The following is a 24,360-nucleotide window of genomic DNA, read 5'->3' as shown; positions in this document are numbered from 1 at the left end:
GCCCGACGATCCGCTCGGGCTCGGAGCCCGGCAGGCTCAGGCGACGGGGCTGCGTCCCTGCGCGACGACGGGCATCGCGACGACCCGCAGGGACCGGTCGCCGAACACGACGACCGCACCCTCGCGCAGCCGTACGGGATGGTCCACCGGGCACACGACCTGCCCGCCGTCGGGCAGCGTCACCAGGGTGCCGTTGGTCGAGCCGCGGTCCACGACCCACGCACCGCCGGCGGAGTCGACCGCGAGCTGCAGGTGGGTCTTGGAGACCGAGCGCGTCGGGTCGACGACCCGCACGACCTGCAGGCCGGGTCCGGGTGACGGGTTGCGGCCCACGAGCGCCAGCCGCTCCACGGTGAGCACGCGACCGTCGTCGAACGCGACGCGCAGCCCGGGCGTCGACCCGGTCCGCGGCTCGGGGACCACGTCCGTGCGCGGCGCGGCGGGCCGGGTCGTCTCGAGCTCCGGCGCGAGCCCGAACGCGAGCGTCGGCGAGGAGCGCACCGCCGGGATGGCGCGCGTGTCGAGGTCGGGGGCCGAGCGCTGCGGGTGCAGCGGTGCCAGGACCAGACCGGCCGCCGGCGTCGCAGGGGGCGTCCCGACGGGGGCCGGTGACTCCGTGACCTGCGGGCCGCCGGCCGCGGCGGCCGGCCCGGCCGCCGGCAGGGGCACGGGCGGCCGCGGTGCGGCTGCGGCCGGCCCCGGAGCCGCGCCCGCACCGGCCACGTGCCGGCGCACCACGTCCCCGCCGCGCCGCGACGTGGCCGCCCGCAGCACCTCGGCGTCGACCGCGCGGTCGTGCCAGCCGCGCCGGCGCCCGGTCCGGTCGAGCAGCGGTGACAGCAGCACGACGTACTGGCCCACGGCGCAGACCAGTGCGCCCGCCGCCACGACGAGCCCCCGCACGAGCACGCGGCCCGCGCCGACGGGACGGCGGCTGTGCACGTCGACCGTCCGCACGCCGAGCAGCCGCCGCCCGAGCGTCCAGCCGAGGCGCCCGTGCGCGAGCCACTGCACGACCGTGACGACCGTCGCCAGCACGGCTGCGGCGACCAGCAGCGGCACGGGGACGACGGGTGCGGCCGGCGCGGCGCCGTCACGCAGCGCGGTGCTGACCCGCAGGGCCGCCACCACCACGACCCCACCGCCCAGCACCAGCAGGACGACCTGGTCGACGAGGACCGCGAGGAACCGCCGGCCCAGGCTCGCCGGCCGGTCGTCCAGCCGGTCGTCCGGCGAGGTCGGGGTTCGGGCGGTCATCGTTCACCTCGGCGGGCTCGGCGGGTCCGACGGGTTCGTCGGGTGGTGGCGGCGGACGCCGTCGACGGTGGCGCCACCTGCTGCCGGGGGGTGCGCGCCGCGGCGGACGCCCGCCGCAGCGAGGCCGGCGACGCGTGGGCACGGACGCGCCGTCGCCACGGCAGGGTCCGGCGCAGCGCCCCGACGGTCGCGTCCACGTCGGCCCAGTACGCCTCGACCTCGGCGCGGTCGGGCGAGCCGGCCGCGAAGACCGCGCGGTCGGCGCGGCGTGCGAGCGCCTCGACGCGCGCCGCCACGGTCGGGTGCCCCCCGGCGATGGTGGTGCCCCACAGCCGGGCCGTCTCGCGCCGCGTCGCCGTGGCCGGCGGGACGCCGCCCATGTCGCGCGCGGTGTCGACGAGCTCGTCCCAGCCGCCGGCGACGCGCCGCACGGGGTCGTCCGCGCGGCGGCGACGCTTGCGACGACGCGCCTTGAGCGCGACCACCACGAGGATCGGCGACAGCAGCACCAGCACCCCGCCGAGGCCGATGCCCGTCCAGGCCGCGATGCGCAGCCACAGCGCGAGCCCCGAGTCGTCCGCGGGCGGGTCCTCCGTCTGCGGCTGCTCGGTGTCGTCGTCCGGCGGCGTGACACGGTCCGGCGGGAGCGCGGGCGGCTGCACGACCTGCGGCTGCGGGTCGGTGTCGGTCTCCTCCTGCTCCTGCTCGGGCGTGCGCGAGCGCGGCGGCGTCACGTCGAACGGCACCCAGCCGTGGCCCGCGAACGCGACCTCGACCCACGCCTGCACGTCGCGGCCCCGGATCTCCACGGCACCGTCCGCGTCGGTCGGGACCGCCGTCTCACCGTCACCCTCGGCGTCGTCGCCCGAGCCGGGCACGAAGCCGAGCACGACGCGGGCCGGCAGCCCCATCTCGCGGATCATCAGGGCGGCCGCGGCCGCGTACTGCTCGCCGTCGCCGACCATGACCTCACCGGCCAGCAGGTCCGCGAGCCGCGCCGCGCCGTGGCCCGACAGGGACGGGTAGTCCCCGGCGTCGGTCAGACCGTGCGAGAAGTACCCCTGCTCGGCCAGCTGCGTCGCGATGGTGCGCGCGACCTGCACGGGTGTGCCCGCGTCGCGCGCGACGTCGGCCGCGGCGACCGTGACGGCCTGCGGCACGCCGCCGCGCTCCGGCTGCGCGACCGAGGCGGCACCGGCGCGACCGATGGCGTCGTCGTCGGGCACGGGCGGGACGACGACGTCGAGCGAGTACGTCATGCCCTCCCGGACACCCGACGTGACGACCGCGGCACCGGTCGCGTCGTTGAAGCGCAGGTCCGCGTCCGCGCGGCCGAGGTCCACCGACCGGGCGTACCCGACGGTCGGCAGCCAGACGCCCTGCAGGGCACCGATCGTGACGTCCACGCGTGCCGCGTCGCCGCGCACCGGCACGTCGATGACGTCGCCCACGCGCCGGAACTCCCCCGACGCCTGCGCCGTGCCGTCACCGGCCACGTTGAACACGACACCGTCGTAGCGGTCGAACGTCGCGAGCCGCACGCGGGCGCCCTGCGGCAGACCGTCGACCGTGAGCAGCACGGTGTCGTCGAGCTTGACCAGTCGTCGGAAGGACGCGAGCGGGCTCGGGTAGTCCCGGGGGTCGAACGGCGGCACGATCTCGTCGCGCACGACGACGCGCGGCTGGTCGGCGAGCACCAGCGGACCGCCCACGAGCCCGCCCGTCACGGCGACCGCCGCGAGCACGCCCGTCGCGACCACGCGGCGCGGGCGCCACGAGCCGGTGCGCCACGCGGCCCACGCGAGGCCGACGGCCGCGAGCACCGTCCCCGCGACCACGGGCGGCACGGGCGGCTGACGCGTGCCCAGCACGACCGCGCCGCCGAGGACCAGGACGGGCACGAGCGCCGCGAGCGCCGCGACCGACGGCCGTCGCACCCGCAGCGTGAGGGTGAGCGCGGTCGCGGTGCCGACGAGCCCGAGCAGGAAGGCGGCCACGAGCAGCGTGCCGCCCGTCCCGACGGGGGGCTGCAGCGTGAGGACCTGCTTCCACGTGGATGCTGCACCGCGCGCGAGCGCGGCGAACGTCGCGGGCGTCGGTACGACCCCCGCGACCGTCGTCGTGGGCGCCGCGAGCGCGCCGCCGGCGACCGCGTACACCGCGACGAGCACGGCGACGACGACGAGCGCGGACCAGCGCCGCAGCGCGCCGACGACCGTGACCGTCGCCGCGAGCAGCACACCGCCGAGCAGCGCCGGCAGCACGGCCGACGTGCCGTACACCGGCAGCAGGGGCGTCAGCGCCAGCGCCACGGTGACCACGAGCACGAGCACGTCGCGCACGGCGTCCGCGGGCTCGCGCACCCCGATCCGCTGCCCCGGCCTCACGAGACCGCTCCTGACGCGCTCATCCGACGACCCGTCGCAGCGCACGCGGCAGGTCCTCGAGGCGCCCCACGGTCCCGAGCGTCAGCGACCCCTGCGTCCGGACGGCGACGTCCTGACCCAGCGCGCAGCGCAGGACCACCGCGCGCGTGCCCGCGGGCAGCGCGCGCGCGCCGAGCCGCAGGTCGGCGTCCGACGGCGCTCCACCGGTGACGAGGAAGGCGACGGACGCGTCGGGCGTCTCGCGCACGACGCGGCGGCCGAGCAGCACGACGCCGGCACCCGCGGGCGACCACGACAGCCGCGAGCAGTCGTCGAGCAGCAGCGGGGGCGTCGCGGTGCGCAGCCGACCGGCGCCGGCCAGCAGCTCGACGTCGCGCTCGTCGCGGATCGCCTGGACCGCGATCGACGCGGCCACCGAGACCGCCAGCTCGAGCTCGTCGGGGTGCGTGTAGTCGCCGACGGACGTCGCGAGCGCGATCGACGTGAGCGTGCGCCGCGTGTCCTCGAACTGCTTGACCATGAGCTTGCCCCGGCGCGCGGTCGTCCGCCAGTGGATGTAGCGCCGGTCGTCGCCGGCGACGTAGTCGCGCAGCGCGTGGAAGTTGAGGTCCGAGTCGGACAGGTCGCGCGTCGCCTGGCCCTCGAGGTCGCGCAGCAGCCCGGCGTTCGCGCCGCCGAGCGCGACGACCTCGGGGTGGACGAAGAGCTCGGCCGGCTCCGTCCAGCGCAGCCGGCGCTGCAGGAGTCCCAGCGGGTCGCCGCGGCGGGACACCACGGGACCCACGACGATGACCGCGCGCCGCTCCGTCGGCACGGCGAACAGGTCGTCGTGCGTCGCACCCGGCGCGAGGCTCGGCACGGACAGCTCGACGACGCGGTCCCCCACCGGCAGGTCGACCTGCGACGGCAGCGAGCGCCGTGACGCGGCGTTGCGGACGTCGACGCGGCCCACGGCACGCTGGCCGATGCGCACGCGGTGGTCCGCGAGGTCGAGGACGACGCGGTAGCGGGTGCGGCCCGCGGTCATCGCCAGGGAGGCGACGAGCACGCCGAGCAGCGCCACGCCGAGCGCGGCGAGCTCGCCCCACCCGAGCAGGCGTCCCGCCCCGAGGGCCAGGAGCGCCACGACGGCGACCCCCCACCCGAGGGGCGCGACGCGCAGACCCATGCCTCAGCCCTGCCGCAGGGCCGGCGGCGCGACCTGGTCCAGGACGCGGGCGACGACCTCGGTCGCCGTGACGCCGGCGAACTCGGCCTCCGAGTCGAGCACCAGCCGGTGCGCGAGGACGGCCTGTCCGAGGACCTTGATGTCGTCGGGCAGGACGTAGTCGCGCCCGTCGGCCGCGGCGGCCACCTTGGCGCAGCGCACGAGCGCCAGACCGCCACGGATGCTGGCCCCGAGGGACGTCTGGGCGTCGTCGCGCGTGGCCTCGAGCAGCCGGGCGACGTAGTCGAGCACGGCCTCGTCGACGTGCACCGTGAGCGCGAGGTCGGCCATGGTGCCCACGGCCTGCGTCGTGATGCGCGGGCGCAGGGCGGCCGTGCGGTCCTTGAGGCCCGCGAGGATCTCGACGGACGACGCGCGGTCCGGGTACCCGAGCGACGTCTTGAGCAGGAACCGGTCCAGCTGCGCCTCGGGCAGCCGGTAGGTGCCGGCCTGCTCGATCGGGTTCTGCGTCGCGATGACCATGAACGGCCGCCCGACGGGGTGCGTGACGCCGTCGACCGTGACGTTCGCCTCCTCCATGACCTCGAGCAGCGCCGCCTGCGTCTTGGGCGAGGCACGGTTGATCTCGTCGGCCAGGACCACGGACGCGAAGATCGGGCCGGGGTGGAACTCGAACCGCTGCGACGACTGGTCGTAGATCGTCACGCCCGTCACGTCCGACGGCAGCAGGTCGGGCGTGAACTGGATGCGGTGGTGGGAGCCCTGCACGGTCGCCGAGATCGCCTTGGCGAGCGACGTCTTGCCGGTGCCGGGGGCGTCCTCGAGGAGCACGTGCCCGTCGGCGAGCATCGCGATCAGCACGAGCCGGACGGTCTCCTCCTTGCCGAGGAGCGCCTGCCCGACGTTGGCCACCAGGGCGTCGAACGTCTCGGCGAACCAGGTGGTCTGCTCCGGGGTCATGTGCGAGGGCTCCAGTCGGTGGGGGTGGACGTGCGGGGCGGGCGGGGCGTCATCCGTCGCCACCGGGGTCGGTGGTCGGTGGCGGCGCGGCCGGGACGGTGGCGGAGGCCGACTCGGCCCACCCCGACTCACCGAACTGGTTGACGGCCCGCACGCGGATGCGGACGGTGGTGCCCGCAGCCGCGGGCGACGGCAGCGGCGTGTTGTCGAGCCGGTCGGTGGAGGCGCGCGGCAGGTCCTGCCAGCCCCCCGTCGCGGTGCGGACCTGGATGTCGTAGCCGACGATCGTCGCTCCCCCGGTGTCGCCGGGAGGCGCCCAGTCGGCGGACACGGACGCGCCGTCGGGGGCGACGGACAGCGCGAACCCGCCCGCCACGTCACCCGGCTCGCTCGCCCGGGTGATGGTCCGCTCCGCCGACCCCGCACCGCCCTGCCCGGCGGCGTTCGACGGCGTGACGACGACCCGGAACGAGGCGGACCGCTTGAGGAAGCTGTAGCTCGGCATGCCGGACGACGAGGACGCGGACGTCCCCGTGACGTTGCGCTGCACGTCCGTCTGCCGACCGTCGACCCAGAACTCGACCGTGTAGCCGCCTGTCGCGCCGCCCCACTCGACGCCCGCCCACGATGCGGAGATCGAGCTGATCTGGCGCGAGTCGGTCCACTGGGGGTCCGCGACGACGACCGAGCCGACGCCCGACGGTGCCGTGACGGGGTTCGGCTGCGATGTCGCGGCCGCACTCCACTCGCCGCAGCCGGCAGCGTTGCACGCCATCACCTGGACGCTCACGGGTACGCCTCCCGGCAGCCCGCCGACCTCGAGCGACGTGCCCGCGCCCGCGTCGCGGTCGGCGCCGTTGACCTTCACCACGTGGCGCACGACCGGCGAGCCGCGGTCGTCGGGCCGCTGCCAGGAGATGAGCGCCGACCCGTCGCCGAAGCCGCCTCCGGACCGCCCGGTGACGGAGACCCCGCTCACCGCGACGGGCACCCCGAAGGCCGAGGCGCTCGCCGAGGCCGCCTCGCCCGGTCCCACCTTGTTGACGGCTCTGAGCTCGAACGTGTAGCTCTGCCCGTTCACCGCGTCGGTGAACGCGTACGAGCGTGCGTCGGCGCTGGCGATGTCGACCGTCCTGCCGCCCGGTCCACGGATCGTGAGCTGGAAGCCCTTGAGCGAGTCCCCGTTGGCCACCGCGTCGCCCCAGGCGACGTTGATCTGCCCACCGACGGGGGTGTCGTGGCGCGTCGCGGTCAGGCCTGCGGGCGCACCCGGCGGGCCGGCCGGGATCTCCGTGGCGGACCACAGGCTCCACCCGCTCGGCTCGGGCGCCTTGTTGTGCGCCCGCACCCGCACGGAGTACGCGACGCCGTTGCGCAGCCGGTCGAACGTGTAGCTGGTCGCGGTGGTCGTGCGGGTGGCGGCGCCCGACTCGGGTGCCGGGCTGATCTCCAGCGAGTAGCTCGTCACCGGCGACCCCTGGGACGCCGGCGCCTCCCACGACGCCGTCACCGCCTGGTTGCCGTACACCAGGCGCGGCGCGCCGGGGACGTCCGGGACGGCGTCGGGACGTGCCTGCGCCGACGGCGGGGAGGCCTCCGACCAGCCGACGCGGTTGCGGGCGGTGACGGTGAACGTGTAGTCGACGTCGTTGGTCAGCCCGTCGATCGTGCACGTCGTGCTCGCGCACGAGCGCGCGGCGCCGCCGGGCGACGCGGTGACGCTGTACTCGGTGATCGGCTCACCACGGTTGTCCGGCGCCGTCCACGACAGGACGACCGTGCGGTCGCGCACCTCCCCGATCCGCGGGGCGACGGGCGCGAGCGGGACACCGCTGACGCGGACGGTCACGCGGCCCTCGACCTCGCGGCCCGGGTCACCCGTCACGTCGCGCACCCGGTACCGGACGACCATCTGGCCGATGAAGTCGGTGCTCGGACGCACCGAGACGCTCGTGGACGTGGCCGACGCCGACCCGGCGCCGGCCGTCTCGACGACCGCCCCGACGACCGTCAGCGGACCCAGGTCGGGGAACGGGTTCGAGGACCCCGCGAGCACGTCCACCGTCGTCTCGCGGCCCTGCGCACCGTCGTCGACCGTGAAGTTCTGGACCGTCGCCGTCCGACGGTTGCTCGCGACGACGCGCAGGTCGACGGCGACGTCCATGACGCCGCTGCGGCCGTAGGTGAGCTGCATCTCGACCCTGCCGGTCGTGCCCTTGGGGGTCGCCGCGTCGGCCGAGACGCGCAGCGCGGTGCCGCCGTCGAGGACCACCGTGAAGCCGGCGGGCGTGCCGGAGACGATCCGGAACCCGTACCTGTCGCCGGGCGTGGCGGCCCCGTCTGCCTGCTCCGGGCCACGGGTCAGCGCCAGGAGGTCGACGCGCTTCGCCGCCTCACCGGGCTCGACCTCGACCGTCTGCACCTCGAACGTCGGCGGGTGGTCGTCCACCGCGAACACCGTGATCTGCAGCGTGAGCAGCGCGGTCCGCGCTGTCGTGTCGGACGGGCCCGTCGCGTCCGTCACGGGAACGGTGATCGAGGCCGGCCCCGCGTAGCCCTCGGCCGACGTGAAGACGAGCGTCCCGGCGTCCTGGACCAGCTCGGCACCGCTGGAGCGCGCGGCCGTCACCTGCGTGGGGTCGGCGATGGTCGGCTCGCGCCCCGGCGCGACCTGCACGTGCTCCGCGAGCGGGATCACGAGCTGGTCGCCGCTGGCGACGCGCAGCTCGGGCGCGCGGGGCCGCAGCTGCGGCGGGAAGAACCCGAGCGCGGGCACGGTGATGAAGGCGTACGCGTCCGCGCCCTCGGCGGTCCGGTTGGCCAACCGGTACGGCACGGTCTGGGAGTGGTCGACCAGGGTCACGACGACGTCGCCCTCGGTCGTCACGCGCGCGACGTCGGCGTGGGACGCCGGCACCGAGACGTCGAGGTCCGACAACGGGCCGGACGGGTTCTGGGCGACGGCGAGCACGTCCACCGAGACCTCGGTCTTGCCGAGGGTGTCGATCGCCGGGACCAGCACGTCGCGCGCCACGGGTGGCTGCACCGGCGCGTCGTCGGTCACGGTCACGGTGAGCGCGCCGTAGTCGCGTCCTCCCGCGTCGTTCGTCACGACGTACGGGATCTGCACGACCTGCGGTGAGGACGGCGCGGTGACCACGATGCGCCGGCCCTGGATCTGCGCCTCGACGCCCTCGGGCACCTCGATCGAGTCGAGCGTCAGCTCGCGGCCGGTCGAGTCGATGTCGTTCGCCAGGACGCGGACCTCGACGCGCTGACCGGGACGCAGCGTCACCGCGTCGTCGACGGCCACCACGCCGGAGGCGCCCGACGGGCGCGGGGCGATGCCGACGCGCACGGACGCGACCGCCCGCTGACCCACCCAGTCCTCGACGGCGTACGTGAACCTGTCGGTCCCGCGCGACCCCGGGAGCGCCTCGTACTCGAGCCAGTCCGGGCCGACCTCGGTGATGCGCCCCAGCGCGGGCGCCGACGCCGGCCCCAGCAGCGTCACGCCGTCGCCGTCGTCGTCGACGCCCACGAGCGGGACGGGGATGCGCACGGTGTCACCCTCGAACACGCGCGCCTCGACGTCCTGCGGCCGCGGGGGCGACTTCGTCGCCGGGTCGGACTCGTGCACGCGGACGGTCACGGTCGCCGCCGTGACGTTGCCGGCGGTGTCCTGCACCTCGAAGATCGCGCGCGCCGTCAGGGCGCGGTCCGGCGCCTGGTAGCGCAGCACGTCCCCCGACACGAACAGCAGCCCGTCGCCCTCGGCGAGCGGCTCGGGCAGGTCCCGGAGCACGGTCAGCTCGTCGCCGTCCGGGTCGGACGCGCCGGCGAGGACGGGGATGGTCACGACGCCACCCGCACGCACGGTCGCCTCGACGTTCGGCACCACGGGTGGCTGCGAGGACGCCGAGGGCGGCACCGGCTGCACCACGATCTCGCCGACCGCCGACGCCGACCCGTTGGACACCTCGTACGTGAGCGCGATCGGCCCGTCGGGGGTGCGCTCGGCGCGGATCTGCACGTAGCGGTGCTCGATGACCGCGACCTGGATCCCGGACCCCTCGGGGGCCGTCACGGTCTGCAGCACGAGGACGTTGTTGGCCGGGTCCTCGTCGTTGGCCAGCGGGTCGACGGTGACCTCGCCACCGGCCGGCAGCAGCGCCAGGTCGCGCACCGCGACGGGCGGCTGCGCCTGCTCCGGCCACTCGCGCACGTCGATCCGCGCGATCCCCGTGGCCTGCTGCGGCGCGGCCGTCACGACGAACGTCACGTAGTACGGCCCGGCACGGGGCGCCTTGAACGTGAACGTGCCCGCCTGCAGGTCCGGCACGATCGTGGCGCCCGCGGTGTCGGACACCGCAGCGAGGCGCGGCGGCTCGGAGGACGCCGAGCGGACCGCGTCGAGCGGACGCAGGACGACCTCCTGCCCCACGTACGTCACCGCGTGCACGGGGTCGATCTGCGGGGGCACGGAGCCGGCGGCGCGCACGTCGACCGCGACCTCGCCGTCGACCACGTTCGTGCCGTCGGAGACCTGCACCTGCACGGTCGTGCGACCCAGGCCGCCGCCGTCGGCGGTGAACGTCAGGACCCCGTCCTGCCGGAACCGCGCGGTGCCGACCGTCGGGTCGGCGCTGGCGCCGACCAGCAGCAGGTCGTCGCCGTCGGCGTCCTCGAAGTCCCCCAGGACGCCGTGCACCAGCTGACCGCCGGTCTCGATCGTCAACGACGACGTGCGCACCTGCGTCGGCGCGTTGTCGCCGTCGCTCACCGTGAGCCGCACGGTCGCCGTCGACGGCGCGTTGACGCCGCGTCCGTCGGTCACCGTGTACGTCAGGGCCGCCGTGCCCGAGGCGCCCTCCTGCACGTGCACCTGGAGCGCGCGTCCACCCCGGACCTGCTCGACCGTGCCGAAGTCGGCCGGGAGCGCGTCGAGCTGCGAGATCACGAGGATCCCGCAGTCGGAGGACGAGTCGTTGTCGATCACGGGCAGCACGCGCGTGCGCCCGGCCCGCACCCCGAAGTCGTCGTCGACGGCGACGGGCGGCGCGCTCTGCTCGCTGCACTCGGTCACCGGCTCCTGCATGACCTCACCGGTGTCGGAGTCCTCCTCCGAGTCCTCCGGGTCCTCCTCCGGGACGATGTCGTCCCAGTTGGGGACGCGCACGGCCGTGTCCTCCTGCGGCAGCCAGACGCGCCCGCCGACCGTCTCGTTGAGGACGACGAACCCGCGGTTCACGCGGAACGCCAGGCGGTCGGCCGCGGTCATGCCCTCGAGGTCCTCGACCACCGGGTCCTCGCCGTCGCACAGCCGCAGCGACGCGCCCACGGCCGACGCCCACGCCGCGTAGGCGCAGGCGCCCACGCGCACGGGCGCAGCCGGCACCCCCGACCCGGTCGTGTCGTGCCGGCGCGGCGTACCGCCGTCGAGCGGGACCTCCCACAGCGCCCCGCTGCCCGACAGCAGCACGCTCGACGCCGCAGGACCGGGCTGCTGGAGGACGAGGTCGGTGTCGTCGACCGTCACCTCGCCGGTCAGCGTGCGCACCGTGCTGCCCGACAGCACGACCAGCTCGTCGCCGACGGTCGTCGCGTCGTCGACCTCGACCGCGCCGAGGGAGCCGAGGGCCTCGGGCGCCACCGGCTGCGTCGCCGGCACCCGCGTGACCGCACCGTCCTCGGGCGCGACCGCCAGCACCGCGCCGCTGCGCGCCACGACCGCGGCGCCGCCCTCGCCGAGCTGCAGATCCGGGGCGCCGTCGGTCAGGTCCAGCACGTCGAGCTCCGCCACCTGTCGCACCCACGTGCCACCCGCGCCGTCGACGAACGCGACGCGCCCCGCCGCCATCGAGACGTCGGTGCCCGGCGTGGCGATCTGCGTGGTCGTCGCGACCGACGCCGGGTCCACCACGGACACCGCGTTGTCCTCGACGAGCAGCACCCAGCCCTGGTCCTGCTGGACGTCGAACGTGCTGCTGGCGGTGACGATGCCGCCGTCGAGCTCCTCGACCGGGACGTTGTAGCGCCCCAGGCTCATCTGGCCGGTCGCGGTGAGCCACACGCCGCCGTCGTTGAGGTCGACGCGCGCGAGCGGGAAGCCGCGGTCGACGAGCGCGAGCGACAGCACGACCAGCGGGACGGTGACGATGGCCGCTGTCGTGGTCACCGGGCGCCGGCGCCACGTGCGCGGGTCCCACCACGTCACGGCGCGCACCCCTGCGCGGGCCGCGCCGTGCTGCTGCGGTCCGCCCGCACGATGGACACCTGGATGCACACCTCACCGGTCGCCTGGTCGGCGGGGACCGTGACGCGCTCGTCGTCGACGACCGCGAGCGTCGGCTCACCGGTCACGGCGAGCACGCCCCAGAGGTACCGGTCCCCGTCCTGCGGGTCGGGATTCTGCCACGTGAACGTCACGGAGCCATCCGCCGCGCGGGTGCCGGCGAGCGAGTGGGGAGCGGGCACGGGAGCGGCCGCCGGGCCCGTCTGCGGCGGCGCGAACGTCTCGGTCGGCGAGGGCCCGGGCGAGTCACCACCACGCAGCGCGGCCCCCACCACGCCCACGACCGCGGCGACCACGACCACCGCCGCGACGACCACGGCCGCGCGCGCACCTCGCCGCGTCCCGGCGCCGTCGGGGACACCCGTCGGGGCGGGCTGCGGCACCGGGGCCGGTGCGACCAGCGTGGGGCGACCGACGACGACGGCCCGTGCACGCGTCGCGTCCTCGTCGTGACCGGCGAGCCCCTGGAGGGGACCCGGCAAGGCGATGCCGCGCAGCCGGGTGGCGTCCTCGTCGTCGGACGCCGCGGCGCCGAGCGCCGTGGGCGGCTCGTCGGGCAGGTCGAGCGGCGTCACCGGGAGCCGCAGGGTCGCCTCGACCTCCTGCAGCGCACGTGCGACCGCCATCGCCGAGGCGAAGCGCCGCGACGGGTGCTTGGCCATCGCGCGGTCGAGCACGGCCTGGAGCTGCGGCGGCACGTCCTCGCGGCCGACCGGTGGCAGCGGCGAGCGCTCGATGCGCGCCACGAGCTGCTGCGCGCTGTTGTTGCCGCCGGGCAGCTCGAAGGGCGTGCGGCCCGCGAGGAGCGAGTAGATCGTCGCCGCGAGCGCGTAGACGTCGGACCGCTCGTCCCCCGTCGGGTGCTCGGCCAGCAGCTCGGGGGGCGACCACGGGATCGACATGCCCATCGTCTGGGCGGCCGGACCGGTCGTCGCGGCGATCCCGAAGTCGGTGAGCGCGGGCCAGCCGAAGTCGGTCGTCAGCACGTTGGCGGGCTTGATGTCCCGGTGCAGGATGCCGGCCCGGTGCGCCGTCTCGACCGCCGAGGCCAGGCGCACGCCGATGCGCAGCACCTCGGGCACAGGCATCCGCTCGGAGCGGTACCGCTCCGCGAGGCCCGCGCGCGAGCAGTACTCCATGACGAGGAACGGCCGGCCGTCGGCGGCGATCGCGGCGTGGTGGATCGTGACGATCGACGGGTGGTGCGACAGCTGGGCCATGAGGTTGGCCTCGGTCTGGAACCGCTCGCGCACGTCGTCGTCGAGGCTGCCCGCGAGCAGCACCTTGACCGCGACGTCGCGCCGCGGCAGGTGCTGGCGGTACAGGAAGACGTCCGCGAAGCCGCCCAGCCCGAGCACGCGCACGTACTCGTACCCGGGCAGGTCCGGCGGCGCGGACGCCTCACGACGCGCCGTCACGACGCGCTGCGCTCCACGGTGAAGGTCACGCCGTCACCGAGGTCGACGACCTCGTCGGTCCCCACGACGCTCGGCTCGCCCGGGTGCAGGCGGCGCACGCCCTCGCCGGGCCGCGACACGTGCACGCCGTTGGTCGAGTCGAGGTCCGTCACGACGACGTGCTCGCCCTCGAGCCGCACCTCGGCGTGCGTGCGGGAGATGTCCTGGTTGGGGCTCGGGACGGTGACGAGCCGCGGCAGCTCACGGTTGGTGACCCGCGCGACCTGCGGGGCGCGACCGAGGAGCACCGCGCGGTCCAGCGCGACCACGAGCCCCGTGGACAGCACCATGCGAGCCGGCAGGGGCGCGACCTCGGGCGTCGGGAAGGGACCGGGGACGGCGTCCTGCGACCACGCGGGCAGGCGGTCACGCAGGCGCGCGAGGTCGCTCGACAGGATCGTCATGCCGTCGTGGTCGTCGGACTCCTGCTCCTCCTGCACGGGCTCCGCCGTCACGAGGGCGGTCGCCGCGGGCGCGGCGGCAGGGGTGCCGGCGCCGGTCGCGGGCGCGGCGAGGGGCCACCACGGGATGTCGGGCGCGTCGTCCGCGTCGAGCGCGGTCGACGGCTCGTCCAGGGCCGTGGTGGGGGCCACGGGCGTGGGGTCCGCGACGGGCGCGACCTCCTCCCGGGGCACCTCCAGGGGTGCGGTCTCCCCCGGCGACGTCGCCCCGTCGAGCGGGGTCAGCCCGCCCGGCGACGTCGTCGGCTCCAGGGCCGTCGGCTCGTCGAACGGCGTCGGCTCCCCGAGAGGCGTCAGCTCCTCGAGCGGCGTCAGCTCCTCGAGAGGCGTCAGCTCCTCGAGCGGCGTCAGCTCCTCGAGAGGCGTCAGCTCCTCGACCGGCGCGGGCTCGTCGACCGGCGTCACCGCGGGTGCGACCGGGCCGTCGGCCCACGCGGACGCGGCGAGGTCGGTGCCCACGGCGGGGTCCTCCGCGGGCTCGGGCGCCGTCGCCTGCGGCTGAGGGGTCTCGCCGTACGCGCGCTCCGGCTCCGGTGCGGGGACGATCGGCTGCTCGTGGGTCGCGGTGTCGGGGGCGACGACCGCGTCCTCGGTCACGCCCGTGCGCAGGCCGCCGGCGCGCACGACGCCGCCGACCAGCGGCCACCACGTCGCGTCCGCGGCACCGTCCACGAGCACCTCGACGCCCTGCACGCCGAGCGCGCGGTGCTCGGTCCAGACCACCCCGTCCCGCGCGTCCACCTCCTGCGCACCGTCCGTGCCGTGCAGCCGCAGCCGCACCGGCCCGCGCAGCACCGCGTGGACCGATCCGTCCGCGTCGGTCCGGACGAGGGCGAACTGCGGCAGCGCGGCGAACCCGTCGGCGGCGACCACACCGAGGGCCCCGAGGACGTCGCCGTCCCCGCGCGCGACCTGCCAGAGGCCGTCGACGAGCCGCCACGGCGCATCGGGCTCGACGAGGGCGAGGAACCCGTCACCGGCGACGGCGGTCCACGGGCCGTCCTGGTACTCGTGGTGGGCGCGGTCCGTCATGCGGGGTCCTCCTGGGCGTCGGCCGGCGAGGAGGCCGGCAGGACGGGCGTGGGCAGGTCGTCCGGCGTGGGGGCCGCGGACCGCGGGACGGTCGCGCCGTTGAGCATCTCGTCCCACAGGTGCGGGCCGAGGTCGGGCGCGGAGCGCGGCAGGGTCGTGTGCGTCTGCTCGGGCGTGCTGGTCGTCGCGACGTCGACGACGACCGCGCTCACGTTGTCGCGCCCGCCGCGCTCGAGCGCGTCCTGCACGAGGCGCGCGGCGGCCTCCTGCGGGTCGTCGAACGCGCCGAGGACCTCGGCGATCTCGTGGTCGGCGAGCTCGCGCGTCAGGCCGTCGGTGCAGATCAGCAGCCGGTCGTCGACGCCGGCCGGCAGCAGCCAGTAGTCGGGCTCGGGCAGCTCGCCGGTGCCGAGCGCGCGCGTCAGCACGTGCCGCTCGGGGTGCCGGCGCGCCGCGTCGGGTGAGAGGTCCCCCGCGTCCAGCAGCTCCTGGACGACCGAGTGGTCGACGCTGACCTGCGAGAGCTCCCCCTCGGACCAGCGGTACACGCGCGAGTCGCCCACGTTGAACACGAGCCAGTACCAGCCGCCGTCGTGCTCGGTGACGGCCGCGCCCGCGACGGTGGTGCCGCCCTGCCGACCGCGCGTGAACTCGGCCCGGATCCGCGTCGAGGTGCGCGTGAAGCACGCGTGCACGTCGTCCGACGACGCCGAGGACTGCCCCGCGAGCTGCGCGAACTCCTCGACGGCGATGCGGCTCGCGAGGTCACCGGCGTCGTGCCCGCCCATGCCGTCGGCGACGAGGAACACCGGAGGGTAGGCGAGGAGCGCGTCCTCGTTCACCTCGCGGACGCGTCCCCGGTCCGTCGCCGAACCCCACGACGTGCGCACGCCACCACCGTCCCTCGCTCAGAAGCAACCGGGGCACATGGTGCCTCACGCGAGGCGTGCGGTTCACGTGCGTCCGTCCAGTTCACCCTCAGATGTTGAGCTGGAAGACGCCCCAGTAGGCCAGCACGACCAGCAGGACCGCCGATCCGCCCAGCACCCCGACGGCTGCGACCCGCCGGACGCCGCCCGGTGCGAGCGCCACGCCGTCGAGCCGCGCGTCGTGCGCCCGGCGCGCGAGCAGCACGGCGACCAGCACCGCGCTGATGCCCAGGACCCGCACGCCGAGCCAGCCGCCCTGCACGACCCACGCGTCGCGCTGGTAGTCCAGCGCGAGTCGCGCGACCGCCACGAGGTAGACCACGAGCGCCGCGACCGTCGCGACGGTCGTTCCCCCGAGTGCGGCGAGGCGCCAGGCGACGCCGGGGGCGAAGCGCGGCGGCTGCCGCGCCGGGTCCCGGCGCGCCCGTCCCCACGGCGTGCGCTGCACGACGCGTGTCGCGCCGACCGCGAGCCCGCACAGGACCATGAGGACCGGCACACCCAGCACGAGGACGAGCAGGGCGGTCCCGTCGCGGAGCCACCGCGGCTGCGGGACCGGACCGGCGAGGTAGGCCTGCGTGGGTTCCGCGCCCGCCACCCGCGGCGTGCCGTCGCCCGTGGTGGGCAGTCCGAGCACCCAGCCCGACAGGTCGCGCAGGAACTCCGGGGTCGGGCTGCCACCGACCCGGATCCCGTGGTCGGCGCCCTCGTAGTAGCGCACGGTCACCGCGGTGTTGCCGGCGCTCGCGGCGTCGGACCGCACCTGCAGCGCGCCCTGGACGATGGGCATCGAGGCGTCCGCGGTGCCGTAGACGACCAGCAGCGGCTGCGTCATGCGCCGCTGCCAGGGCGAGACGTCGAAGTCGGCGTACTCGAAGCCGCCGCCGGGCATCGACATGCCCACCGCGCGCGGGATGGCGCGGAACACCGCGTGCGGCACGCCGGTGTTGCGCAGGTAGGCGTCCACCGCGAAGGCGGCCTGCTGACGCGGCGGGACGACGGGCGAGGACACCAGCACGACACCCGCGATGCGCGGGTCCTCCGCCGCCATGACGGGCGCGATCCACGCGCCCTCGCTCTCGGCGTAGACGACCACGCGGTCGGGGTCGACCTCGGGCCGGTCGCGCAGCAGGTCCAGCGAGCGGTGGTAGTCGGCGGCCATCGCGACGTAGTCGCGGTGCCGCGTCGTGTACGTGTCGAGCCGCTTGTCCGGGACCATCGCCACGACGCCCGCCTCGGCGAGCGCGTGCGCCTGGCGCTTGAACGCCTGGACGGACCTCCCGGTCCCCGCGCCGTGCACGAACAGCACCGCGGGCCCCGGCTCGGTCACCCCGACCGGCAGGCTGATCCGGGCGCCGACGCTCGCGCCGTCGAGGCGCACCGAGACGTCCACGGTCCGGACCTCGTAGCTGCCGAGGTCGGGGGCGCCACCGATCGACGTGTCCGCCGTCGCGACCTCGATGCCCTCCTCGAGCGGCCCCGGGTCCCAGTGCGGTCCCGTCACGGCACCGACGACGGCGAGCAGCAGCGAGCCCAGGGCGACGCTCGCCACCAGGCGGTACACCGACGAGAGCCGCGCCGAGCGCGTGCCGTGCCCGTCCGGGGACGTCGGCGCGTGCCGCGTCCCCGAGCTCGTCACGGCCACGTCAGAAGCCCAGCCGACCGAGCTGCTTGGGGTCGCGCTGCCAGTCCTTCGCCACCTTCACGTGCAGGTCGAGGAACACGCGGGCGCCGAGCAGCGCCTCGATCTGGGTGCGGGCGCGCGTGCCGACGTCCCGCAGACGCGCACCGCCGCGGCCGATGACGATCGCCTTCTGGCTGTCGCGCTCGACGAACAGGTGCACGCGCACGTCCAGCAGCGGGCGGCCGTCGGCGCCCGGCGGCTGGTCGCGGGGCACGATCTCGTCGACGACGACGGCGAGCGAGTGCGGCAGCTCGTCGTGCACGCCCTCGAGCGCGGCCTCCCGGACCAGCTCGGCGACCATCACCTGCTCGGGCTCGTCGGTCAGCTCGCCCTCGGGGTACAGCGCGGGGCCCTCGGGGAGGTGCCCGACGAGCACGTCGGCGAGCACGTCCACCTGGTAGCCGTCACGCGAGGACACCGGGACGATGTCGGCCCAGTCCCCCAGCTGGTCGACGGCGATGAGCTGCTCGGCCAGGCGCGCGCGCGGCACGGTGTCCGTCTTGGTCACGATCGCGACCACGGGTGCACCCGGCCGGCCCGGCGTGCCGAGGCGCGCGAGCTGCTCGGCGATGAAGCGGTCGCCGGGTCCGATCTTCTCGTCGGCGGGCAGGCAGAAGCCCACGACGTCGACCTCGCTGAGGGTGTCGCGCACGAGCGCGTTGAGGCGCTCGCCCAGCAGCGTGCGGGGGCGGTGCAACCCCGGGGTGTCGACGAGGACGAGCTGCGCGTCGTCCCGGTGCACGATGCCGCGCACCACGTGCCGGGTGGTCTGCGGCCGGCCGGACGTGATGGCGACCTTCTGCCCGACGAGCGCGTTGGTCAGCGTCGACTTCCCGGTGTTGGGCCGCCCGACGAAGCAGGCGAAGCCGGAACGGTGGGTCATCGGGTGGCCTCCGAGCCGTGGTCGCGCGGGGGGGGGGGGGGGCCGCCCGCCGGGGGGCCCGCGGCCGTGGGGCCGCGGGCGGGGGTCGTGGTCGCGTCGTCGTCGGGCTCGTCGGCGCGGTGCACCAGGACCGTCGCGAGCCGCTTGCGGCGGCCCTCGACGCGCTCGGCCTCCAGCCGCAGCCCGTGGATCTCGCCCACCGAGCCCGGCAGCGGGACCTTGCCCAGCGCCTTGGCGAGCAGGCCCGCGGCGGTGTCGACGTCCTCGTCCTCGACGTCGATGCCGAACAGGTCGCCCAGCTCGTCGCGGCTCATGCGCGCCGGGACGCGGAAGCCGCCGTCCCCGAGCTCCTCGACGACCGGGGCGGTCGCGTCGTGCTCGTCGGTGAGCTCGCCGACGATCTCCTCCAGCGCGTCCTCGATGGTCACGAGCCCGGCGATCCCGCCGTACTCGTCGACCACGAGCGCGATGTGGCTCGACCCGTCGCGCAGCTCCAGCAGCAGCTCGTCGACCGGCTTGGACTCGGGCACGTACACCGCGGGGCGCGCGAGCGACGACGCGGGCGCGTCCAGCGGGTCGTCGTCGCCGAGCGAGCCGTTCACGACGTCCGCCGCACCGCGCGCCGGGATGCGACGCACGATGTCCTTGAGGTAGAGCACGCCGACGACGTCGTCGACCGACTCCCCCACCACGGGGACGCGCGAGAAGCCCGAGCGCAGCAGCAGCGCGAGCACCTTGTGCAGCGGCGTGTCCGCCTGCGTCGTGATCATGTCGGTGCGCGGCACCATCACCTCGCGCGTGAGCGTGTCCCCCAGCTCGAGGACCGAGCGGAACATCTCGCGCTCGTTCTCCTCGATCGCGTCGGACTCGCTGACCCGCTCGACCATGTCCCGCAGCTCGGCGTCGTCCTGCTCGCTCGTCGACGCCGACGGGTCGGCGCGCCGCCCGACGCCACCGGCCAGCACCGTGACCGCCAGCAGCAGGCGCGACAGGCTCGCCAGCACGCCGACGGGGTGGCGCCGGCCCATGCTGCGGGGGCTGACCCGCACCAGCAGGAACGCGACGACGGCGCACGCGGCGATCGCCAGGAGCGCCGTGGCCCACCACGACAGGCTGCCGGCGCTGATGGCCAGCGTGAGGCACACGGTCGCCGTCATCTCGCCGAGGAGCCGGACGAACGCCGCCGCGGCCGTGACGCGCGTCGGGTCGTCGACGAGCCGGCGCACGCGTGCCGCCGCGCCCGGGCGCTCGCTCTCGAGCTCGGTGACGCGCGCCCGCGTCACGCGCAGGACCGCGACCTCGCCCGCAGACAGCGCAGCGGCCAGGACGATCCCGACCAGCGCGACGGTGACGAGAAGGGCGACGGGGACGCCGCTCATCGGCCGGCCAGGAACGTGAGGAGCAGGCGCCGCTGCAGCGCGAACATCTCCTTCTCCTCGTCCGGCTCCGCATGGTCGTACCCGAGCAGGTGCAGGATGCCGTGCGTGGTGAGCAGCAGCATCTCCTCGGCCGTCGAGTGACCCGCGGCGCGGGCCTGGGTGGCCGCGACCTCGGGGCACAGCACGACGTCGCCGAGCACGCCGGGCCCGGCGGGCTCGCCCTCACGGCCGGGCCGCAGCTCGTCCATCGGGAAGGACAGCACGTCGGTCGGTCCCGGCTCGTCCATCCACCGCACGTGCAGGTCCGTCATCGTGGCCGTGTCGACCAGCCGGACGAACAGGTCCGCCTGCGGGTGCACGTGCATGGCGTCCAGGACGTACCGCCCGAGCGCCGCGAACTCGGCCTCGTCGACCTCGACGCCGGACTCGTTGCTGACCTCGACGCTCATGACCTGTCCCACCTCGCGTACGCGTCGATGATCTCCCCCACCAGGCGGTGCCGGACGACGTCGGAGGACGTCAGACGGCAGAACTCCACGTCGTCGACGCCGCCGAGGATCTGCTCGACGACCCGCAGGCCCGACGTGGTGCTGCTGGGGAGGTCCACCTGCGTGACGTCGCCGGTGACGACGACCTTGGACCCGAAGCCGAGCCGCGTGAGGAACATCTTCATCTGCTCGACGGAGGTGTTCTGCGCCTCGTCGAGGATGATGAACGCGTCGTTGAGCGTGCGGCCGCGCATGTACGCCAGCGGTGCGACCTCGATCGTGCCCGCCTCCATGAGCCGCGGGATCGACTCGGGGTCCACCATGTCGTGCAGCGCGTCGTACAGCGGGCGCAGGTACGGGTCGATCTTGTCCGCCAGGGAGCCGGGCAGGAACCCCAGCCGCTCGCCGGCCTCGACCGCGGGTCGGGTCAGCACGATGCGGTTGACCTTGCGCGCCTGCAGCGCCTGCACGGCCTTGGCCATCGCGAGGTACGTCTTACCGGTGCCCGCCGGGCCGATGCCGAACGTGACGGTGTTGCGCTCGATCGCCTCGACGTAGTCCTTCTGACCCGCGGTCTTGGGCCGGATCGTGCGCCCGCGCGAGGACAGGATGTTGAACGTCAGGACGTCGGCGGGCCTGGCGGCGGCGGCGTCGGTCAGCATGACGACCGAGCGAGCGACCACGTCGGGGCTCAGCGGTGTGCCGGCGGCGGCCATCTCGACGAGCTCGTCGACGAGACGCGTGACGAGGGCGACGTCACCGGCCGAGCCGGCGAGGTTCACCTCGTTGCCGCGGACGTGGACGTCGACGGCCGGGAAGCCGTCCTCGATGCTGCGCAGGACCTCGTCGCGCAGGCCGAGCAGCTCGACCATCGACACGTCCGACGGGACGGTGATGCGGTGCTCGATGCGCGCGTGCCGGGACTCGGGGACGCTGGGTGCGGGGCTGGACTCGGCCATGTGCTCGGCGGTTGCCGTGCGCTCCTTCTCTCGACGCGTGCCCTCCGGCGGGCACCCCACCATCCTACGGCTCCACGCACCGGTCGGGGGATCCGGCGCCGCGGTGCACGGGTCGCCCCGGCGGCGCCGGCTGGGCCCTTCGTCCCCGGGCGGCACCGTCGGGTCGGGAGAACACTGGGTGGAGGACCTCGGGCAACGGAGCCCGGCGACTGCGGACGACGGAGGAAGCCCCATGGCTCGTTACGTCAAGGACTTCAGCGAGGGCGACAAGGACCAGAAGGACCTGCTCGGCGGCAAGGGTGCGAACCTCGCCGAGATGACCCGTCTGGGACTGCCGGTACCGCCCGGCTTCACCATCACCACCGAGGCGTGCCGCGCCTACATGCGCACGGGCGCGGTGCCGCCCGAGCTGCGGGTCGAGGTGACCATGGCGGTGCGCCACCTCGAGGACCAGCTGGGCCGCCGGCTCGGTGACTTCCACGAGCCGCTGCTGGTCTCCGTGCGCTCGGGAGCGAAGTTCTCGATGCCCGGGATGATGGAGACGGTCCTCAACGTCGGCCTCAACGACGCGTCCGTCCAGGGCCTGGCGGCGCTCTCCGGCGACGAGCGCTTCGCGTGGGACTCCTACCGGCGCCTGATCCAGATGTTCGGCCGCACCGTGCTCGACATCGACGGCGACCTCTTCGCCGACGCGCTGGACAAGGCGAAGGCCGCGCGCGGCGTCACCGCCGACGTCGACCTCGACGCCGCCGACCTGCGCACCCTGGTCGACACGTACAAGCAGATCGTGCGCGACGAGTCCGGCCGTGAGTTCCCTCAGCACCCGCGCGAGCAGCTCGACATGGCCATCGTGGCGGTCTTCGACTCCTGGGGCACCGAGCGTGCGCAGCTGTACCGGCGCAAGGAGCGCATCCCCGACGACCTCGGCACCGCCGTGAACGTCTGCACCATGGTCTTCGGCAACCTCGGGCCGACCTCCGGCACGGGGGTGGCGTTCACGCGCGACCCGGCGTCGGGACGCACCGGCGAGTTCGGCGACTACCTCGTCAACGCGCAGGGCGAGGACGTCGTGGCGGGCATCCGCAACACGCTGTCCCTCGCCGACCTCGAGGACGTGGACCCCGCGGCGCACGCCGAGCTGCTCCAGGCCATGCGCCGCCTCGAGACGCACTACCGCGACCTGTGCGACATCGAGTTCACGATCGAGCGCGGCAAGCTCTGGATGCTGCAGACGCGCGTCGGCAAGCGCACGGCGCCCGCGGCGTTCCGTATCGCGTGCCAGCTGGTCGACGAGCACCTCATCACGATGGACGAGGCGCTGTCCCGCGTCACCGGTGCCCAGCTCTCGCAGCTGCAGTTCCCGCAGTTCGCCCCCGGGGACGGCGCGGACCGCGTGCTGCTGACCAAGGCGATGCCCGCCTCGCCCGGGGCGGCCGTGGGCATGGCGGTCTTCGACCCGGAGACCGCCCAGCAGTGGGCGTCCGAGGGCAAGGACGTCGTGCTCGTGCGGCGCGAGACGAACCCGGACGACCTCGGCGGCATGATCGCCGCGGTGGGCGTCCTGACGGCGCGCGGCGGCAAGACGTCGCACGCCGCGGTCGTCGCCCGCGGCATGGGACGCACGTGCGTCGTCGGCGCCGAGGAGCTCGTGGTCGACTCGGCCGCCCGCTCCATGACGACCCGCGGGCACACCGTCAACGAGGGTGACGTCATCGCGATCGACGGCACCACCGGCGAGGTCTTCCTCGGCGACGTCCCCGTCGTGCCCTCGCCCGTGCAGCGCTACCTCGAGGACGGTCTGGACGTCGCGCTCGCGGAGGCGCCGGACGACGAGACGCGTGACCTGGTGCGGGCCGTCCACCGCATCCTCGAGCACGCCGACGCGACGCGCCGGCTGCGGGTCCACGCCAACGCGGACACGGCCGAGGACGCCCTGCGCGCCCGCAGCCTGGGCGCGGAGGGCATCGGGCTGTGCCGCACGGAGCACATGTTCCTCGGCGAGCGGCGCGTGCTGGTCGAGCGCGTGGTGCTCGCGGCGGACGACGCCGAGCGCACGGCCGCCCTCGACGCGCTGCTGCCGCTGCAGCGTCAGGACTTCACGGACCTGCTCGCCGAGATGGACGGCCTGCCGACGACCATCCGGCTCATCGACCCGCCGCTGCACGAGTTCCTGCCCGACCTCACGGAGCTGTCCGTCAAGGTCGCGCTGGCGGCCGAGCGCGGCAAGGTCGACGAGCGGGACGTCACGCTGCTCGCGGCCGTGCGCCGCATGCACGAGGCGAACCCCATGCTGGGGCTGCGCGGCGTGCGGCTCGGGCTCGTCGTGCCGGGGCTGTTCGACCTGCAGATCCGCGCGATCGCCGAGGCGGTCGCCGCGCGGCTCGCCGCCGGCGGTCACCCGCACGCGGAGATCATGGTCCCGCTGGTGGCCTCGGTGCAGGAGCTGCGGCTGGTCCGCGACCGCGCGCTGTCGATCATGGCGGAGGTGAGCGCCGAGCAGGGCGTCACCGTGGACCTGCCCGTCGGCTGCATGATCGAGCTGCCGCGCGCGGCGCTCACGGCGGACCGCCTCGCGACGCAGGCCCAGTTCTTCTCGTTCGGCACGAACGACCTCACGCAGACGACGTGGGGCTTCAGCCGGGACGACGTCGAGGGCGCGTTCTTCTCGCAGTACGCCGCGAACGGCGTGCTGTCGGTGTCGCCGTTCGAGACGATCGACGTCCGCGGTGTCGGGGAGCTCGTGAAGGTCGCGGCGGAGCGCGGCCGGGCGACCCGGCCGGACCTCACGCTCGGCGTCTGCGGCGAGCACGGCGGCGACCCGGAGTCCATCCGGTTCTTCGACTCCGTCGGGCTGGACTACGTGTCCTGCTCCCCGTTCCGCGTGCCGGTCGCACGTCTCGAGGCCGGACGCGCGGCCGTCGAGCACGACGGCGCCGACGCCCGCTGAGCCGACCGCGCCGAACGCAGGCCCACCACGCCGAGCGCGCCGGACCCGGGGGGGGGGGGGGGGGGGGGGGCCCC

At 75.2% G+C, this 24,360-nt stretch carries 14 protein-coding genes; 1 reads left to right on the top strand and 13 read right to left on the bottom strand.

Features of this window, described 5'->3' with window-relative positions; genetic code table 11:
• Positions 1–36: 36 nt before the first annotated feature.
• From H9657_RS07655 to H9657_RS07595, 13 genes are all read right to left on the bottom strand, one after another.
• The gene (locus tag H9657_RS07655; protein WP_191782032.1) at positions 37–1,257 is read right to left on the bottom strand and encodes an RDD family protein; all 1,221 of its coding nucleotides are present in this window, start codon (positions 1,255–1,257) and stop codon (positions 37–39) included.
• Positions 1,254–3,644: a DUF3488 and transglutaminase-like domain-containing protein gene (locus H9657_RS07650; protein ID WP_191782030.1), complete on the bottom strand. Its 2,391-nt coding sequence runs from the start codon at positions 3,642–3,644 to the stop codon at positions 1,254–1,256. Before H9657_RS07650 ends, H9657_RS07655 begins: the two co-directional genes overlap by 4 nt.
• Before the next feature lie 19 nt (positions 3,645–3,663).
• On the bottom strand, positions 3,664–4,812 hold the full coding sequence (locus H9657_RS07645; RefSeq protein ID WP_191782028.1) for a DUF58 domain-containing protein: 1,149 nt from the start codon (positions 4,810–4,812) through the stop codon (positions 3,664–3,666).
• Positions 4,813–4,815: 3 nt separating this feature from the next.
• Positions 4,816–5,772: an AAA family ATPase gene (locus H9657_RS07640; RefSeq protein WP_191782026.1), complete on the bottom strand. Its 957-nt coding sequence runs from the start codon at positions 5,770–5,772 to the stop codon at positions 4,816–4,818.
• A gap of 49 nt (positions 5,773–5,821) precedes the next feature.
• Positions 5,822–11,989, bottom strand: coding sequence for an Ig-like domain-containing protein (locus tag H9657_RS07635; protein ID WP_191782024.1), 6,168 nt, complete (start codon positions 11,987–11,989; stop codon positions 5,822–5,824).
• Positions 11,986–13,485: a serine/threonine-protein kinase gene (locus H9657_RS07630; RefSeq protein ID WP_191782023.1), complete on the bottom strand. Its 1,500-nt coding sequence runs from the start codon at positions 13,483–13,485 to the stop codon at positions 11,986–11,988. The genes H9657_RS07635 and H9657_RS07630 overlap by 4 nt, the downstream gene beginning before the upstream one ends.
• The gene (locus H9657_RS07625; protein WP_191782021.1) at positions 13,482–15,017 is read right to left on the bottom strand and encodes an FHA domain-containing protein; all 1,536 of its coding nucleotides are present in this window, start codon (positions 15,015–15,017) and stop codon (positions 13,482–13,484) included. Before H9657_RS07625 ends, H9657_RS07630 begins: the two co-directional genes overlap by 4 nt.
• Positions 15,014–15,907: a PP2C family protein-serine/threonine phosphatase gene (locus tag H9657_RS07620; protein ID WP_191782019.1), complete on the bottom strand. Its 894-nt coding sequence runs from the start codon at positions 15,905–15,907 to the stop codon at positions 15,014–15,016. Before H9657_RS07620 ends, H9657_RS07625 begins: the two co-directional genes overlap by 4 nt.
• A gap of 88 nt (positions 15,908–15,995) precedes the next feature.
• Positions 15,996–17,591, bottom strand: a complete 1,596-nt coding sequence (locus H9657_RS07615) for an alpha/beta hydrolase family protein (protein WP_318241367.1) — start codon at positions 17,589–17,591, stop codon at positions 15,996–15,998.
• A 1-nt stretch (position 17,592) separates the two neighbouring features.
• Positions 17,593–18,513, bottom strand: a complete 921-nt coding sequence (era, locus tag H9657_RS07610; protein WP_191782017.1) for a GTPase Era — start codon at positions 18,511–18,513, stop codon at positions 17,593–17,595.
• Positions 18,510–19,892 carry a hemolysin family protein gene (locus tag H9657_RS07605; protein ID WP_191782015.1) on the bottom strand — a complete coding sequence of 461 codons (1,383 nt, stop codon included), beginning with the start codon at positions 19,890–19,892 and terminating at the stop codon, positions 18,510–18,512. Before H9657_RS07605 ends, era begins: the two co-directional genes overlap by 4 nt.
• On the bottom strand, positions 19,889–20,341 hold the full coding sequence (ybeY, locus tag H9657_RS07600) for an rRNA maturation RNase YbeY (RefSeq protein WP_191782013.1): 453 nt from the start codon (positions 20,339–20,341) through the stop codon (positions 19,889–19,891). Before ybeY ends, H9657_RS07605 begins: the two co-directional genes overlap by 4 nt.
• A complete protein-coding gene (locus H9657_RS07595; protein ID WP_191782011.1) occupies positions 20,338–21,339 on the bottom strand; it encodes a PhoH family protein in 1,002 nt (333 codons plus the stop codon). Before H9657_RS07595 ends, ybeY begins: the two co-directional genes overlap by 4 nt.
• A 232-nt stretch (positions 21,340–21,571) precedes the next feature.
• On the opposite strand from H9657_RS07595, the gene ppdK reads away from it, so the two are divergent.
• The gene (ppdK, locus tag H9657_RS07590; protein ID WP_191782009.1) at positions 21,572–24,286 is read left to right on the top strand and encodes a pyruvate, phosphate dikinase; all 2,715 of its coding nucleotides are present in this window, start codon (positions 21,572–21,574) and stop codon (positions 24,284–24,286) included.
• Positions 24,287–24,360 lie beyond the last annotated feature (74 nt).

Origin of the sequence: Cellulomonas avistercoris, assembly GCF_014836445.1 — a bacterium.
Taxonomy (GTDB): Bacteria; Actinomycetota; Actinomycetes; order Actinomycetales; family Cellulomonadaceae; genus Cellulomonas; species Cellulomonas avistercoris.
The sequence above is the reverse complement of the archived record's forward strand: the minus strand, read 5'-3'. Positions and strand labels throughout refer to the sequence as shown.